Annotated in this window: 13 protein-coding genes and 1 pseudogene; 8 read left to right on the top strand and 6 right to left on the bottom strand. The window is 69.0% G+C overall.

The window, feature by feature from the left end; all coding sequences use genetic code 11:
* Positions 1-53: 53 nt before the first annotated feature.
* Positions 54-1130 carry a Gfo/Idh/MocA family oxidoreductase gene (locus RV986_RS32920; protein ID WP_475920851.1) on the top strand — a complete coding sequence of 359 codons (1077 nt, stop codon included), beginning with the start codon at positions 54-56 and terminating at the stop codon, positions 1128-1130.
* A complete protein-coding gene (locus RV986_RS32915) occupies positions 1127-1624 on the top strand; it encodes a heme-degrading domain-containing protein (RefSeq protein WP_475920850.1) in 498 nt (165 codons plus the stop codon). The genes RV986_RS32920 and RV986_RS32915 overlap by 4 nt, the downstream gene beginning before the upstream one ends.
* A 365-nt stretch (positions 1625-1989) precedes the next feature.
* Here RV986_RS32915 and RV986_RS32910 read toward each other — a convergent pair whose 3' ends face one another.
* From RV986_RS32910 to RV986_RS32890, 5 genes and pseudogenes are all read right to left on the bottom strand, one after another.
* On the bottom strand, positions 1990-2847 hold the full coding sequence (locus RV986_RS32910; RefSeq protein ID WP_475920849.1) for a fumarylacetoacetate hydrolase family protein: 858 nt from the start codon (positions 2845-2847) through the stop codon (positions 1990-1992).
* Positions 2848-2974: 127 nt separating this feature from the next.
* Complete coding sequence (locus tag RV986_RS32905) at positions 2975-3682, bottom strand: YidC/Oxa1 family membrane protein insertase (RefSeq protein ID WP_475924522.1); 708 nt, start codon at positions 3680-3682, stop codon at positions 2975-2977.
* A 152-nt stretch (positions 3683-3834) separates the two neighbouring features.
* Positions 3835-4152 (bottom strand): DUF6412 domain-containing protein, encoded by a 318-nt coding sequence (locus tag RV986_RS32900; RefSeq protein ID WP_475920848.1) that lies wholly within the window; start codon positions 4150-4152, stop codon positions 3835-3837.
* Between the two features lie 82 nt (positions 4153-4234).
* Positions 4235-4402, bottom strand: a pseudogene (locus tag RV986_RS32895) (winged helix-turn-helix transcriptional regulator); the annotation flags it as partial.
* A 49-nt stretch (positions 4403-4451) separates the two neighbouring features.
* Positions 4452-5237 (bottom strand): class E sortase, encoded by a 786-nt coding sequence (locus RV986_RS32890; RefSeq protein WP_475920847.1) that lies wholly within the window; start codon positions 5235-5237, stop codon positions 4452-4454.
* Between the two features lie 183 nt (positions 5238-5420).
* Here RV986_RS32890 and RV986_RS32885 point away from each other — a divergent pair, with 183 nt between their 5' ends.
* The 6 genes from RV986_RS32885 (at position 5421) to RV986_RS32860 (ending at position 13971) form a co-directional block, all read left to right on the top strand.
* On the top strand, positions 5421-6440 hold the full coding sequence (locus RV986_RS32885; RefSeq protein ID WP_475920846.1) for an SEC-C metal-binding domain-containing protein: 1020 nt from the start codon (positions 5421-5423) through the stop codon (positions 6438-6440).
* Between the two features lie 179 nt (positions 6441-6619).
* Entirely contained in the window at positions 6620-8200 is a 1581-nt protein-coding gene (locus tag RV986_RS32880; protein ID WP_475924521.1) for an ATP-binding protein, read from the top strand.
* A 119-nt stretch (positions 8201-8319) separates the two neighbouring features.
* Entirely contained in the window at positions 8320-11208 is a 2889-nt protein-coding gene (locus tag RV986_RS32875; protein WP_475924520.1) for a Z1 domain-containing protein, read from the top strand.
* A 54-nt stretch (positions 11209-11262) separates the two neighbouring features.
* The gene (locus RV986_RS32870) at positions 11263-11664 is read left to right on the top strand and encodes a very short patch repair endonuclease (RefSeq protein WP_475920845.1); all 402 of its coding nucleotides are present in this window, start codon (positions 11263-11265) and stop codon (positions 11662-11664) included.
* Positions 11661-12632, top strand: coding sequence for a DNA cytosine methyltransferase (locus RV986_RS32865; RefSeq protein ID WP_267061927.1), 972 nt, complete (start codon positions 11661-11663; stop codon positions 12630-12632). Before RV986_RS32870 ends, RV986_RS32865 begins: the two co-directional genes overlap by 4 nt.
* A gap of 97 nt (positions 12633-12729) precedes the next feature.
* Positions 12730-13971 carry a DNA cytosine methyltransferase gene (locus tag RV986_RS32860; RefSeq protein WP_475920844.1) on the top strand — a complete coding sequence of 414 codons (1242 nt, stop codon included), beginning with the start codon at positions 12730-12732 and terminating at the stop codon, positions 13969-13971.
* A 221-nt stretch (positions 13972-14192) separates the two neighbouring features.
* Here RV986_RS32860 and drmB read toward each other — a convergent pair whose 3' ends face one another.
* On the bottom strand, positions 14193-16049 hold the full coding sequence (gene drmB / locus RV986_RS32855; RefSeq protein WP_475920843.1) for a DrmB family protein: 1857 nt from the start codon (positions 16047-16049) through the stop codon (positions 14193-14195).
* Positions 16050-16051 lie beyond the last annotated feature (2 nt).

Raw genomic sequence — 16051 nt, 5'->3', positions numbered from 1 at the left:
CCCATTGTCCCCCGCGCTTGCACTTTGGCAACAGCGTTGCGAAAGTGGAGGGCATGACTGGTACTCCCCTCCGTGTGGGCCTCATCGGCTACGGCCTCGCGGGCTCCGTGTTCCATGCCCCGCTGATCGCCACGACCGAGGGCCTGGCCCTGGACACGATCGTGACCTCGAACCCGGAGCGGCAGCAGCAGGCCCGCGCCGAGTTCGGCGACGGCGTGCGGTCCGCCGCCACGCCCGACGAACTCTGGGCGCGCGCCGACGAGCTGGACCTGATCGTCATCGCCTCCCCGAACAAGACCCACGTCCCGCTCGCGACCGCCGCGCTCAAGGCGGGCCTGCCGGTCGTCGTCGACAAGCCGCTGGCCGGCACGGCGGCCGAGGCGCGCGAGCTGGCGGCCCTGGCGGACGAGCGCGGCCTGCTCCTCTCCGTCTTCCAGAACCGCCGCTGGGACAACGACTTCCTGACCCTCCGCAAGCTGCTCGCCGAGGGCGAGCTGGGCGACGTATGGCGCTTCGAGTCCCGTTTCGAGCGCTGGCGTCCGCAGCCGAAGGGCGGCTGGCGCGAGTCCGGCGACCCGGCAGAGATCGGAGGTCTCCTCTACGACCTCGGCAGCCATGTCGTCGACCAGGCCCTCGTCCTCTTCGGCCCCGCGGCCTCGGTGTACACGGAGAGGGACATCCGGCGACCCGGCGCGCAGACCGACGACGACACCTTCATCGCGATCACACACACGAACGGCGTCCGCTCCCACCTGTACGCCTCCGCGACCACCGCGCAACTCGGCCCGCGCTTCCGCGTGCTGGGCTCGCGGGCGGGTTACGTGAAGTACGGCCTCGACCCGCAGGAGGCGGACCTGCGCGAGGGCAGGCGACCGGGCGCGACGGCCGACTGGGGAGTGGAACCCGAGTCCCTGTGGGGCCGCGTCGGCTCCGGGGAGTCCCCGCTCACGGATGGCGGCCGCCCCGAGCCCACGCTCCCCGGCGCGTACCCCGCGTACTACGCGGCCATCGCCGCCGCCCTGCGCGACGGCGGCCCGAACCCGGTCACCGCGCACGAGGCCGCGGCCGCCCTCGACGTCCTGGAGGCGGCCCGCCGCTCCGCCGCCGAGGCCACGGTGGTGTCCCTGTGAGCACCGCCCAGGACCCCCAGGAACTCGCCGACCTGATCGCCGAACTGGAGGCACAGGAGAGGCAACTGGTCCTCCCCCACTTCACGTACGACGACGCGTGGACCCTCGGCTCCCTGCTGGTGGAAGCGGCCCGTGCGCAGGCCGCCCCGGTCGCCATCGACATCCGCCGCGGCGGCCAGCAGCTCTTCCACGCGGCGCTGCCCGGCTCGACCCCGGACAACGACGCCTGGATCGACCGCAAGCGCCGCGTCGTCGAACGCTACGGCTGCTCGTCCCTCCTGGTCGGCACCCGCTTCCGCGCCAAGGGCACCACCTTCGAGACCTCCTCCCGCCTCGACCCCGACACCTACGCGGCCCACGGCGGCGCGTTCCCCCTCACGGTCGAGGGCGCCGGCGTCATCGGCACGGTGGTGGTCTCGGGCCTCCCCCAACTGGAAGACCACGCCATGGTCATCAAGTCGCTCCAAAAGTTCCTACAGTCCCTGAAAAGCTAGCCCCCACACCCGCGCCCCTGTTTCTTTTCGTCTTTCTTTTCGTCTTTTCAGGGGCGCGGGGAACGGCACTTGCGTTCTTCAGGGGCGCGGGCAACGGCGCATGTTTTCAGGGGCGCGGGGAACGGCGCATGTTTTCAGGGGCGCGGGGAACTGCGCATGTTTTCAGGGGCGCGGGGAACTGCGCATGTTTTTAGGGGCGCGGGGAACTGCGCAATGGCCCGCAACACCCTACGGAACCTCGCAAGCACGGGGCACCGCAAGCCTTCCAGGGGCGCGAGGAACTGCGCGACCAGCCACAACACACCCGCACCCGACAACGCACCCCCAGCCCACCCCCACCCCCTCCGCCCAACCCAGCAGAGCGGCTACGCCGGTTTGAACTCCTGCCGCTGCCGCCCCAACCCCCCAATCTCCAACTCCACAACATCCCCGGCCCGCAAATACGGCTTCGGCTCCGGCCGCCCCATGGCAACCCCCGCCGGCGTCCCCGTATTGATGACATCCCCGGGGTAAAGCGTCATGAACTGACTGACATACCGCACCACTTCCGCCACCGAGAAGATCTGCTCGGCCGTGGTCCCGTCCTGCTTCAGCTCACCGTTCACCCACAACTTCAGCGACAGGTCCTGCGGGTCGGCGACCTCGTCCGCCGTCACCAGCCACGGCCCCAGCGGATTGAACGTCTCGCAGTTCTTCCCCTTGTCCCACGTCCCCCCGCGCTCGATCTGGAACTCGCGCTCGGAGACGTCGTGCGCCACCGCGTACCCGGCGACATGCGCGAGCGCCTCCTCGTGCGACTCCAGATAGCGGGCGGTACGCCCGATGACGACCGCGAGCTCGACCTCCCAGTCGGTCTTGACCGACGCCCGCGGCACCAGCACGGTGTCGTACGGCCCGACCACCGTGTCCGCCGCCTTGAAGAAGATCACCGGCTCGGCGGGCGGCTCGGCCCCGGTCTCGCGAGCGTGGTCGTGGTAGTTGAGCCCAATGCAGACGATCTTGCCGATGCGGGCGAGCGGCGGCCCCACCCGCAGCCCGTCCGCGTCCAGCACGGGCAGTTCCCCCGACTCGGCGGCCGCACGGATCCGCCCGAGCGCCGCGTCGTCGGCGAGCAGCGCCCCGTCGATGTCGTGAACGACACCCGACAGGTCCCGCAGGGTTCCCTCGGCGTCGAGCAGCGCGGGCCGCTCCGATCCCGCCGTACCGACTCGCAGCAGCTTCATGATCACAATCTCCCTCACTCGCGGGCAGCCACCGATGGGTGCAGCCATCGGAGGACTGGTCGATCCTCCAAGCTGGACGTCCAGTCCGCAATACCTCGTTCACGGACTGGACCGTCGCCATGTGCCCTCAGGGATACAGGATCACTCGCTCCACGGCACTCCACGCCGTACTGCTCGCCACGTACAACGCGGCGGCCAACGGCACCACCGCCACGGTGAGCAGCGTGAAGAAGGACAGGAACGGCACAAACGCGCTCACCGCACCGAGGCCGGGCACCTCCGCCCCGCCGGCCGCCGGTACCGAGGCGGCCATCGTCCGCTTCGTACGCCGGTAGTTGAAGGCAGCTACCGCGCCGACCACCACGAACAGACCCAGGTAGACAAGCCCAGCGGCACCGAACACCCCACCGTCCCCGAGCGCGTCCCACCACCGGCTGCCGAGCGGCGCGGCGAACAACCGGTGGTCCAACAACTCATTGGCATCACCGCCGACGGTGGAGCTGGAGAACAGGTGGTAGAGAAGGAAGAAGGCCGGCAGCTGGAGGAGCCCGGGCAGAAACCCGGACAGCGGCGACACCTTCTCCTTCTCGTGCAGTTCCAGCACCGCCTTCCGCAACCTCTCCGGATCCTTCCGATGCTTCTTGCGCAGCTCGGCGATCCGCGGCTGCAGCGCGGCACGCGCCCGCTGTCCGCGCGCCGCCGCCCGGGACAGGGGGTGCACCAGCAGTCGTACGAGCGCGGTGAACAGGACGATCGCGGCGGCCGCCGCGGAGGCGTGGAACAGCGGCTCAAGCAGATCGGCGAGCCGCTCGACCAGCCCGGCGAAAGCGGACATGGGTGTGGACATGAAAGCTGACATGGAGGCGGACATGGATGAGCCCTCCGGGGGTCTCGTCGTGCCGGAATAAGAAATGACGCGTCGGCATGACGACCCGCGCGGGGTACGCAGACAGGGGTTGTACGACTGGCGAGTTCCTGTTGGGATCCCTACGCGGCGGCCGTCAGGAGGGCCCGTCCGGGCGCTCGGGGCCGTGTACGCCCCGAGGCGTCGGGATCGCGTTGGGGCAGGAACGCCGTACGGTGCTCACGGTCGCGGATGGCCGTACGGACACGCGTACGGGGGACGGCGGGCGCGCAGCGCGAGCCGATGAGGGCGCAGACGGCGAGCGCGGCCCCGGCGGCGGCGGTCGCGGTGAACGTCACGGCGAGAGCGGCGGAGAGGCTGCCGGTGGCCGGCACGGCGACCGCGAGAAGGAACAGGAGCAGCGCGCCCGCAGGCCGAACGTTCGCCCAGCCACGCATCATGTCCCCTCCCTTCCCGCGGCTTCTCGCGGCTCCCCACCGCTTGTCGCCGCTTCTCGTACGCGAACCCACATCCGCCGTATCGCTACACGCGACCGGTCTCGATCGGCTGCAGCAACCGCTTCGGCTTGAGCAGCGCCCGGCTGACCGGATCCGCCGGGTCCGGATCGAGTCGGGGACCCGGCACCATTTCGACGTCCGGGACGGGTACGACGGTTCCACGGGCGGCACATTCGCCGTACGGGCCGAGTTCGGGGTCGCCCTGCAGGCGCGGCGCCTCGCGGACGGGGGGGCGTCCGTGGTCAACGGGGTCGCATCGAGGTCAGTGTGCCCCACACCGCGAGCCGATACTTGGACGTGTACTCGGGGGTGCAGGTGGTGAGGGTGATGTAGTACCCCGGCTCGCTGTACCCATAAGCGGGCCGGACGCTACTGCGCGGCACCGCGCGTATGACCCCGCCGTCACTCGCGGAGGTCCGCGGAAGCGTCTTGTCGACGACGTACGTGTAGCGGGCGGCCGCGGTCTCGACGTCGATCTTGTCACCGCGGCGCAGCCGGTTGATGTACCGGAACGGCTCCCCATGGGTGTTGCGATGCCCCGCGAGCGCGAAGTTCCCGGCCTGTCCGGCCTGTTGGGTGTGCGGGTAGTGCCCGACGTACCCCTTGTTGAGAACGTCCCGCTTACTGACACCCTCCGCGACGGGCACACGAAGACCGAGCCGGGGAATGGAGAGAACGGCGTAGGCCTGGGACCCACGGGGCACGCTCGCCGCCCGCCCGCCCGAGGCAACCGGGGCGGACCGCCCGGAACCCGCGCCGGAAGGCGCACCACCGGCGCCCGAGGGCCCCGACGTGGGCGCCGTACTTGACGTGCCCCCTCCCTGTCCCCACTCCCTCTCCAGCGCCTGAACCTTCCTCTCGGCGCCCTCCCCGGCCTGCCGATTGGTCCACCAGAGCTGATGCACGACGAGAAGCAGCAGCACGACCCCGACGGTGACGAGCACCTCGCCCGCACCCCACACCACACGCCGGTACGCGGCCCCTCGCCGCCGAGTACCGTGATCCACCACGCCGCCCGTACCCCCCATGCGTACGCCTCCTTCGCCGGGCGCGCACCGTATTCGCCGGGCGCGCACCATAAGGGCTGCGCCCCGAACTCACCAGGCCCGACAACGAAGTGATCCACCCGACCTCACGAGATCTCTCCTGATCCCAGCCTCTGGCCTGCAGGTATCTCTCCCTGGTCAGGCAACGGCAGTACGGTGTCCCCCATGCGCCCCGACACGTCTGCCGAGCACGTCGACCACAACGCCGAAGCGGCACGCCTGGAGCGGACTGCCGGCCTCTACCCCGAGGACGCCGAACACCTGCTCGTGCAGGCCGCGGCCCACCTCGAACTGGCCGGCGACCGCCCCGGCTCCACCGCGCTCTACGACCGCCTGCTGTCGTCCTCGACGCCCCTGGAGCACCCCCACCTGGTCCGCGCCCTGAAGGCGGCGAACCTGTGGGAGTACGGCCACGAGGCCGAGGCCCGCGCCATCATCGACGGCGTCCGCGCCGCGTCCCCCCGGGACCCCGCCCCGTGGGTGATCGTGGCCGAGGCCCTGGAGTCACACGACGAGCTGGAAGCGGCCCAGGAGACGTTCACCCAGGCCGCCCAGCTACTCCTCACGGAGACGTCGGAGCCCCCGTACGCCACCCACCCCGTCCTCTTCGGCCGCCACCGCGTCCGCCGCATGCTGGGCGTCGCCCACGACGACTGGGACGTACTGGCCGACACCCTGCACTCCTCCCCCGTCTCCCTGGACGAACTCCACGACCCCAAGCGCGTCTGGTCCCTGGGCTCCGACAACCCGGCGGAGCTGGAGGCGGAGATCTCCCGCCTGCGAGCAGAGCTCGGCACGTACCGGGAGGCGTTGTCCCGCCCCTTCCCCGTAGCGGTCCTCCACTGGCCGACCACCGAACTGACGGAACTCCTCACGGCGTACCCCACCCTCTCCGCCGAGTACCCGTCCCACGACGAACACCTGGCGACCATAGAGGCGTCCCTACGAGAACTCGCCACCTCCGGCACCCCGAACCTGGGCATCGTGACGGGCACAGTCCCGTCGTACGAGGCTTTCGCCGCCTCGGAGGCGTCCTCCCCGTCCGACCCGTCCCTCCTCCCCCAGTACGCGACAACGTTGGCGGCCCGGGGTCGGGCTGAGGCTTGGCCGCCGCAGCGGGGGGTTGAGTGCTGGTGTGGGTCGGGCCGGCAGTACCAGGAATGCCACGGGATCCCGCAAGCTTGAGACCGGCGGCGTCACGCCTCCTGCGGTTCGCCCCTTGAACGCATCCAGGGACATCGAGCGCATTTGTTCTGATCCCGTTACTCCTTCACAACTCGCTCACGCTAACCTCACACGCGACAAGCTGAACTGGCATGCCCGCTCGCGCCCTGGACATGTCCCGGCCCGCGAGGAACACCTGTATGCCGCCCTACCAGCCGTCTTCGGACTGGCAATTCGACGTACCCACCAGCGGAAGCAAGCGGCTTCCCCCGGCGGCCAGGTCGTTCGAATCGCTCGCGCACCAGGGCTACGGCTTCGAGGCGGCCATCGCCGACCTGATCGACAACTCGATCGACGCAGGAGCCCACAACGTCGTCGTGAGCTTCCTGCGGGACACCGGTGAGCGCGGCGGACGGGACCGCCTCGTCGGCCTGCTCGTCATCGACGACGGCCAGGGCATGGACGAGGCGAGCCTGGACACGGCGATGACCGTCGGCGGGCGCGAGAAGTACGCCGCCGGCACCCTCGGACACTTCGGCGCCGGACTGAAGGCCGCCTCCCTCTCGCACGCCGATGCGCTCACCGTGATCAGCCGGACCAAGCGCAGCCCGTCGACCGGCCGCCGCTGGCTCACCGCCCGTGCACAGGCCGACTTCACCTGCGACATCGTCGATGCGACGTACTGCCAGAACCTGGTCGACCGCTACGACGGGATCATCGACTGGCACGGCACGATCGTGCGATGGGACCAGGTCCGCGCGTTCGAGACCATCACCACCGGTCAGACCGACCGCTACCTCAATGACGCGATCGAACGGCTCGAGACCCACCTCGGTCTCTACCTCCATCGCTTTCTCGCCCGCGACGGCTTCCACGTGGACATCGTCGTCGAGGACGTCCACACCCGGGAGGAACTCGACCACCGGAGCGTGGAGCACATCGACCCGTTCGGCTATCGGGTCCCGGGCCGCCCGGGTTATCCCCGTACGTACGTCGCGCCCGTCGAGGGCGTCGGCGACGTCGCGCTCACCGCGCACATATGGACGCCCAAATCTCCGCTGGTCGCCTACCGAGGCATCGGCCCGCTCGCCGAGCGCCAGGGCTTCTACCTCTACCGCAACGACCGGCTCGTCCAGGCCGGCGGCTGGAACGACACCCGCAGCCCGGAGGGCCACCTCGCCCTCGCCAGGATCGTCGTGGATCTGCCGCCCGAGCCCAACGACGTGTTCGCCCTGACCGTCAAGAAGGACGGCGTCCAGGTCACCCCGGCGTTCGCCCGGGGGCTGGAGAAGGCAGCAGCCCCCACCACTGGCCACACCTTCACCGAATACGTCCGTGAGGCCGAGGCGACCTACCGCGAAGCCGCCAAGCGGCGCACCGAGGTCAAGCGCATGGCCGTCATCCCGCCCGGCAAGGGCATCGACCCGAAGCTGAAGCGGACGCTGCGGGACGAACTGCCGCAGCTGGAGGGCGATGACCCCATCACCTTCACCTGGGCCAGGCTCGACGTGCCGCCCGGCGTCGACTCCGCCGAACTGCTCTTCACGATCGACCACAAGGAGCGCCTGGTCGTCCTGAACAAGGACTACCGGCATGCCTTCAACGGCGGTCGGCGCGGGGGCTCCAACGACGCTCCGGTCCTCAAGAGCCTTCTCTATCTGATGCTCAACGAGATCTTCCAGAAAGAGCGGGTCTGGGCCAATCAGACCGACAAGGTCGCCCTGTGGAACAGCGTGCTCGTCACCGCGGTACGGGCCGAACTCGCCCGCGACGAGGGTTAGTCCACCCCTCGCCCCCGCATCTTCCCGTACACAAGAGAGGCCACCCCGCCGCCGTGACCGCCGAGAACACGCCCGCTCCCGACCGCCTCACCGACCTCCACGGCGAGGTCCTCGACGCGATGAGCCGGCGCGGCCCCAAGCACTTCGCCAAGCTTGCCTTCGTGCTCGCCGACACCGACGAACCGGCGGACACGGACCTGACCGGCTTCCGCGACCGCATCCTGGCCGCGTCCCCCAGCGACGAGTTGCTCGTCCTCTGGCGCCGCAAGCTCACCGCATGGGACTTCGAACAATCCCCCACGTGGTCGGCCACCGCGCCTCGCACCCCGGAGCGCCGCGCCGAGGTCTACGACAAGCTCGTGTTCGGCGCGGATCTACGCAAAGCGCTCGACGCAGCCGTCCCGGTCCACGTAGAACCGGGTCCTGTCACCATCAGCCGCGAGTTCCAGCCCTGGTACACCCGGGAGCAGGCGGCGAACCGCTCCTTCTACTGGGCTTCGTACGAGCGACTGCTGCGCCGCAAGGGCTGGAGCGACACGGCGGTCTCGAGTCTGGACGAGGCCGCCCATGCGGTCGTGGAGCGGCTTGCCGACCCCACCCGTGACGACGCTTACGGCGCACGCGGACTCGTCGTCGGCTACGTACAGTCCGGCAAGACCGCCAACTTCACCGGCGTCACCGCCAAGGCCATCGACGCGGGCTACCGCCTGGTCATCGTCCTGGGCGGCACCCTGAACCTGCTGCGCGGCCAGACCCAGCGCCGTCTCGACATGGAACTGATCGGCCAGGAGAACATCCTGGGCGCCGCAGACCCGAACGACCTGGACGCCCTGGTCGGCATCGACTATCAGGACGATGAGGACTGGCCCGCGAAGTTCGTCTCGTTCGGTGCCCGCCCCTCCGTGCTCGGCGCCTTCGACATCGAGCGTCTGACCTCTCGCGACCGTGACTACATGACGCTGGAACGAGGCATCAGCGCCCTGGAGTTCGAGAAGCCGGACCGCACCCGTCCCCTGTACGACCCGGCGAACCTGCATACGGCCCGCGCCCGCGTCATGGTCGTGAAGAAGAACAAGTCGGTGCTGGAGAAGCTTGTCAAGGACCTCAAGAAGATAGGCCCGATCCTCGGCGAGATACCGACCCTGATCATCGACGACGAGTCCGACCAGGCCTCGGTGAACACGACCGACCCGAAGAAGTGGGAGGACGGCAAGGTCACCCGCACCGCGATCAACGGCCAGATCAGCAAGCTCCTCAAGCTCCTGCCTCGCGCCCAGTACGTGGGCTACACCGCGACTCCTTTCGCCAACGTATTCATCGACCCGGGTGACGGGGAGGACCTCTTCCCGCGCGACTTCCTGATTTCCCTCCCTCGCCCCACGGACTACATGGGCGTTCAGGACTTCCACGACTTGGACCCCGTCGACGACAGCGAAGGCGAGGCCGAAAAGACGCATGTCCGAGGCATCTACGACGCCACGGGCGACCGCCTCCAGGAAGCCCTGGACGCCTTCGTCCTCACGGGCGCTCTGAAGCTCTACCGGGAGGGACACGGCGTCCCCTCCGCCCCGTTCCGGCACCACACGATGCTCGTGCACGAATCGGTCCGCATGGCCGAACACACCGCGCTCGCCCTGCGCATCAACACCATGTGGCACAACGCCGCGTACACGGGTCCGGAGGGTCACACCCGCCTGGCGTCCCTCTTCGAGAGGGACTTCCACGCTTACGCGGACGGCTCCCTGCCTACTCCCACGACGTACGCGGAGCTCAAGCCGTACGTCTCTCAGGCCCGCCGCCTCATCAACCAGGGCGGCAGCCCCGTCATGGTCATCAACGGCGAGAGCGAGCGCGACTACGCCCAGCCCGACCTGGACTTCGACCGCACGCCGAACGTCTGGAAGATCCTTGTCGGCGGCACCAAACTGTCCCGTGGTTTCACGGTCGAAGGCCTGACGATCACGTACTACCGCCGCACGACGCAGCAGGCGGACACCCTGATGCAGATGGGCCGCTGGTTCGGCTTCCGGCCCGGGTACCGGGACCTCGTGCGCCTCTACATCGGCCGCGAGGAGGCCCTCGGCCGCAGCCGCAACGCCAAGACGGTCGACCTGTACGAGGCCTTCGAGGCGATCTGCCGAGACGAGGAACTCTTCCGCGCCGAACTGGCCCGCTACGCCCCCTTGGTGGACGGCCGCCCCCAGGTCACCCCCGCCCAGATCCCGCCACTGGTGGCCCAGCACCTGCCATGGGTGAAGCCGTCGGCCCGGAACAAGATGTTCAACGCGGAGTTGGTGGAGGTGCGGTCGCCCGGGACCTGGGTGGAGCCGACCGCCTACCCGGAGACCTCGGAGGGAATGGCCCACAACACCGAGTGCTGGGAGCCGGTGCTCGCCGCGCTGAGTCAGGACCCGGTGCGCCTGTCGGTCGGGGACGGCCCCGAGTACGAAGCGCGTGTGGGGACGGTCTCGCACGACACGCTGATGAAGGTCCTATGCGACCTGCGGTGGTCGATTCCGAGCCAGTTCTCGCCGCACCTGGAGTTCCTGCTGGAGACAGGGCAGCAGGAGACGACGATCGACGACTGGCTCGTGATCACTCCGTTGCAGACCTCCGCCAGGCGCGTGGAGGCTCGCATCCTGGGGCACGGCCCGTTCACCCCGGCCCGTCGTACTCGCAGGCGAGGCTCTCTCTTCGGCGCGCTGAGTGAGCCCAAGCACCGTGCCGCCGCCCTGCGCGTCGCGGGCGCCGTCGAGACGGCCGGGAACACGACGGTCGAGCAGCACGTCCGCCCGCGCCGCGGCGCGCTGCTGCTCTACCCGGTGATCGAGTCCGAGCCGCGACTCGCCTCCGACGGGGCGATTGCGCCTGGTGATCTGGTGATGGCCTTCTCTTTCGTCGCCCCGAAGTCGTCGGTGGGGTCCGAGCGCCCGCTGGTCCGGTTCCGTGCGATCGACTCGAGCCGGCAGGATGCAGTGGTCATCGACCGAGACGACGTACGTTCTTGAGGCTCGACAGCAGTGGACAACGTAAGGCCCTCCTCTCCCGGCGTCTCCGCACGCATGTCCCGACAGGCCAGCAAGGACACGAGCGCCGAACTGGCCGTGCGGCAATTGCTGCACGCGGCGGGCCTGCGCTATCGCGTGGAGTACCCCGTGCCGGGCATGGCGCGGCGGCGCATCGACGTGGCCTTCACCCGGGCCAAGGTGGCCGTTCTGATCGACGGGTGCTTCTGGCACGGCTGCCCCGAGCACGCGACGCAGCCGAAGTCGAACGCAGAGTGGTGGCGGCACAAGCTGGACCGCAACATGGCGCGTGACGCGGAGACCACCGAGCACCTCGTGGCCGCCGGGTGGGAGGTCCTGCGGTTCTGGGAGCATGAAGCGCCGGAGGATGTGGCCCTGCGCGTCGCGGCGGCGGTGACGCAACGCAGAGCCCAACGGGGACGGGGGACGAATCGATGAGCGGACTGACCTTTGTGGACGTGTGCTCCGGGGCGGGTGGACTGGCCCTGGGACTGGAGCAGGCCGGCTTCGAGCCGACACTGCTCCTGGACGAGGACGCTGATGCCTGCCGGACCCTACGGGCCAACCGACCGCACTGGAACGTGCTTCAAGGGGACCTTCTGGACCTCGACCCGAGCGAGCACCCGGAGAGCTATGACGTGGACCTGCTGTCCGCGGGACTGCCGCGGGTGAAGTCCAATGCCACTGCCGCACGGACCGAGTCGGGAGAGGAGGAGCGGCTGCTGAAGGCCGCCGTCTACCTCGCCCACGCGGTCAAGCCTCGGGCCATGGTCGTCGAGAACGTGCCCGCCCTCGCGGACTCCGACAGGTTCCACGACTTCCGCGAGTTCGCCCGCGCCGAACTGGACCATCTCGGTTACGAGTTCAGCTGGTTCGTCCTCAACGCCGCCGACTTCGGAGTGCCGCAGGACCGCAAGCAGGGAGTGCTGGTGGCGCTCAAGAAGCGGTGGTTCCCGGCCTTTCGGCCGCCCTCTCGGACCGTGACGGATCATGTGTCGGCCGGCGAAGCCCTGGCACCCTCCATGCGGTCGCGTGGCTGGAAAGACGCCGACCGATGGGCGGCCCAGGCGGCCACCGTGGCTCCGACGCTGGTCGGCGGGTCGAAGAATCGCGGTGGGGCCGACCTGGGCCCGGCCGGAACCAAGCGGAAGTGGGAGAAAATGGGGGTGAACGGCCACTCGCTGGGCGATGAGATCCCCGGACGGGACTTCACGTGGACGCCGGAACTCGGCAAGGACCACATGGTGCGGCTCACGGTGGACCAGACAGCCCTGCTCCAGAGCTTCCCGAAGGACTGGGAGATCACCGGAAAGAAGACGGCCCGCTACCGGCAGGTCGGCCACGCCTCCCCGCCGCCGGTGGGCGAGGCACTGGGCTTGGCCATAGCCCACGCGCTCCGTTCCTGAACGAAGATTTTCCTGGTCAGGGCAGAAATGGCGGGCGCCAGAAGGTCTGCCTGATACCCGCAAACGCAGGACGCCCGGCCGGCTACACTTGCACCCCATGACCCGAGCACCACATCCGGACGCGGACGCGTTCATGAACGCGAACCAGGATCCACCCGTGATCGTCGATCTCTTCGCGGGGCCGGGTGGCCTGGACATCGCAGCCGAGATGCTCGGAGTACGCGCTATCGGTGTGGAGTGGGAGAAATCGACCCGCGCGACCCGGCACGCCGCCGGTCTACGCACCACCGAGGTGGGCGACGTGGCGAAGCTGAACCCGCTCGACCCCGAGGTTCGCTCTGCCCGCGTCCTCACCGGAGGTCCGCCCTGCCAGACCTACTCGGTGGCGGGTAACCGGGAGGGACACAAAGCCCTCGACGAGGTGCTGGACCTGGCCCAGCTCGTGGGAGACAGCACGACCGTCGGGAAGCTGGAGAAGGCATGGGCGGAGGTGGAGCGGAGAGCCGTCGACCTGGAATGGGCCGACGAGCGCACCGGACTCGTGCTCCAACCGCTTCGGTGGATCGTCGAGAAGAAGCTCAAGTCCGATCCCTATGAGGTTGTGGTACTGGAGCAGGTCCCAACCGTCCTCCCCGTATGGAAGAAGTACCGCGAGATCCTTCGCGAGCTCGGGTACGACGCGGATTGCGAGATGCTGCACACCGAGGAATACGGGGTGCCACAGACACGTCGTCGCGCGGTGCTGATCGCCCGTTACCGGGGGGCTGGCAGAGGCCGCAGTGTCGAGTTCCCGCCGCTGACGCATCAGCGCTATCGCAAGGGGGCGAAGCGCCTCTCCGCGGTGGAGGAATCCGAGGTGCAGACACCTGCCCTCCAGCTGAGCCCGCTCTTCGGTGCCCCGGCCTCCCACTCGGTGAAGCCATGGGTCTCCATGGGCGACGCGCTCAAGGACTCGCGTTCAACGGACTTCGTCGTCCGCTCCAACTACGGGTCGGGGGGTGATCCCAAGAAGCGAGGACTCCGCGCCTCCGACGCACCGGCGGCCACGGTCACCGGCAAGGTGCGCCGAAACACGGTGCACGACCTCAAGGGCTACAACGCGGACGGTGAACCCGAACTGGGTCCGGAACAGGAGCGGTTCACGTTCCGCGAGGCCGGACTGCTGCAGACCTTTCCGGCCGAGTACCCCTGGCGAGGCACCGACGTCGCGCAGCAGATCGGCAACGCGATCCCGCCGCTCCTGGCCGTGCACGTCCTGTGCACGGCACTGGAGCTGGACGAGAGCCGCAAGGAACGAGCCATCGAGGCGCTGAAGTCCTGGCGCCCTCCCCACCTGTAGGACTAGGACGAAGGGCGGATCACTCCTCCTCCGGGCCCTCCTCGCTCTCTTCCTTCCTTCGTACGGGCGCGTCCGCGAACAGCTCCGCGAAATGGTCCGCCAGGCGCTCCACCGAATCCTCGGGGGCACGCTCCTCAGCAGGCCCGACGGGAAGAGGGCGGTATACGGCCAAGCCCCTCTCGCCTGGCCGGTGTACGTGCCGGCCCCGGACCGCCAGGGCGTCAGCGAGTGAAGAAGCCTGGCACTCGACCGTCCGGTGTCCCGACGAGGGCTGCCCGGTCGAGCAGGATGTTGTTGTTCTCGCAGCTCGTCTCGGGGAGCAGCAGACAGGCATGGCAGGCGGCCAAGTTCAGGCTGTCCGCGCCGCTCGCCTCGGACTCCATGCACAGGGGGTCGTTCGAGCACCAGCTCGCTCTGTGCAGGGCAGCCCGGAGTGAGGCTTCGAGACGGTCCGGTTCGCCCTGGGCGACGACGCCGCCGAGGCTGCCGGCGGAGTCGCTGGTGGCCGTGTAGACGAGTACGCCTGCCATGTCTTCCTCGCCGTAGATCCGCTCGCGAAGGGAAGCTGCCGGGTAACCGCCGTCCAGACTCCATTCGTTGATCAATATGTGTGCCAGGGCATGCAGAAGGAGAAAACGGGGCGTGGCGGGTGAGGGCGGAACCGGCTTGTCCGAGTCGCCGATACGTGCTGCGAGCAGCCTCTCGTGATTTTCCCGGATCAGGGTGGCGCGAGCGACTTGCCCCGGTTCCTGCTCCCAGACTCGCAGCCGCTCAGGGTCGAGACGAACGAACACCCCTTCACCGCTCACTTCGAAAGCCGGCAGCCAACTCGGCCGGTCCAGTGAGATCGCGGCCTCGCGCAGTGGGGAGTCCGCCGGACTCGGTTCCTCCACGCGCCGGAACGACTGCAGTGCCCTAACCTCGCGCAGTCGCTTGATCAGCATCACCTGAGCCAAGCCATGGGACGAGAGCAGAGCGCCGATCGGGGTGGTGGGGGGCTCGCAGACGAACTCCTGCTCCTGGTCCGCGACTTCGGGGTGCGGCGTGGACAGGCTCTGGTACTCGCCCTCGTAGATCTCCTGCCGGTAGTTGCGTGCGCGCTTGGCAATCTCCGTTCCATCGGCCGGCTCCGTCGCGGCGGCCTCGGCCGCGCGCCGCCGCTCGACCTCGGCCACCACGTCGTTGCCGGTGTACTCCGGGTGGTGACGCAGCAGTTTCTGCATGCGCACGTACGCCTGGATCGAGGCGGCATCCTCATGTTTGAAGACTTCGTAGTACGGCGCGACGAGCTTGGCGATGCCCTGGCTCCACGGGGGGATGGACAGAGCCGAGTACATGACCGGGAACCACACCGAGGAGGAACCGCGCTGGAGGGTGCGCGGTGGCTCCTGGCAGCTCACGGCTGGAGCGTCCTTGAGCCAGGGGCTACGGCCGGCGCACCGGATGCCGAGGTCCTTGAGGGCCTGCCGTCGGAACGACCCCTCCATGGACACCTCCTCCACCCCGCAACTGCAACCGATCAACACGGCACGCAGCGATGCGGTCGAGCCGTCGGCCCGGAACGTCAGTTGCCCCCCGCAGGCCCCGGATGTCGTCCGGTTGCCCCTATGGAGCCACTTCCAGTAGGGGAAGTCCTCCAGATGGCCGTGCGTGCACGCGATCACGAAGCGGGACGGGACCAGGTTCTCCTGACAGGTCGAGCACTCGGCCCGGCCGGCGGGCGAGTTGAACTTGCGGAAGGACTGCAGTTGATGGCAGTTGGGGCATGAGTACATCTCCGGGAAGCGCACTGCCCGTACGCCGTCCCGGGCCTTGTCGGGATCGGGAGCCGGTGGCATCCGGAAGCCGGAGACGCCCAACTGCCAGGCCAGACGGGGCTCCGAGATGACGGGAGCCTCGGAGATGTCCCACGAGTCGATACCGCGGACGAGGAAGGACTCGTTCTCCACCGCGATCATGGCTCCGACACCGTACGTCGTGATGAGCTGGGCCCGGCGGATCTCTCCGAGCTTGCGGGCGGTACGGGCCGGGGTCGACGGGAGGCCGCGGCGACGGGTGCGAGGCGGGGCGGGGCTCATGG

The sequence above is a fragment of the Streptomyces sp. RLA012 genome (assembly GCF_056270325.1).
This window is presented reverse-complemented; position numbering and strand designations above follow the sequence as displayed.

Coding starts and splice junctions, on each gene's coding strand:
- RV986_RS32885 (WP_475920846.1), top strand. CDS start 5,421: ATGCGCCCCGACACGTCTGCCGAGCACGTCGACCACAACGCCGAAGCG.
- RV986_RS32860 (WP_475920844.1), top strand. CDS start 12,730: ATGACCCGAGCACCACATCCGGACGCGGACGCGTTCATGAACGCGAAC.
- RV986_RS32910 (WP_475920849.1), bottom strand. CDS start 2,847: ATGAAGCTGCTGCGAGTCGGTACGGCGGGATCGGAGCGGCCCGCGCTG.
- RV986_RS32875 (WP_475924520.1), top strand. CDS start 8,320: ATGAGCCGGCGCGGCCCCAAGCACTTCGCCAAGCTTGCCTTCGTGCTC.
- RV986_RS32865 (WP_267061927.1), top strand. CDS start 11,661: ATGAGCGGACTGACCTTTGTGGACGTGTGCTCCGGGGCGGGTGGACTG.
- drmB (WP_475920843.1), bottom strand. CDS start 16,049: ATGAGCCCCGCCCCGCCTCGCACCCGTCGCCGCGGCCTCCCGTCGACC.
- RV986_RS32920 (WP_475920851.1), top strand. CDS start 54: ATGACTGGTACTCCCCTCCGTGTGGGCCTCATCGGCTACGGCCTCGCG.
- RV986_RS32880 (WP_475924521.1), top strand. CDS start 6,620: ATGCCGCCCTACCAGCCGTCTTCGGACTGGCAATTCGACGTACCCACC.
- RV986_RS32890 (WP_475920847.1), bottom strand. CDS start 5,237: ATGGGGGGTACGGGCGGCGTGGTGGATCACGGTACTCGGCGGCGAGGG.
- RV986_RS32900 (WP_475920848.1), bottom strand. CDS start 4,152: ATGATGCGTGGCTGGGCGAACGTTCGGCCTGCGGGCGCGCTGCTCCTG.
- RV986_RS32905 (WP_475924522.1), bottom strand. CDS start 3,682: ATGTCCGCTTTCGCCGGGCTGGTCGAGCGGCTCGCCGATCTGCTTGAG.
- RV986_RS32870 (WP_475920845.1), top strand. CDS start 11,263: ATGTCCCGACAGGCCAGCAAGGACACGAGCGCCGAACTGGCCGTGCGG.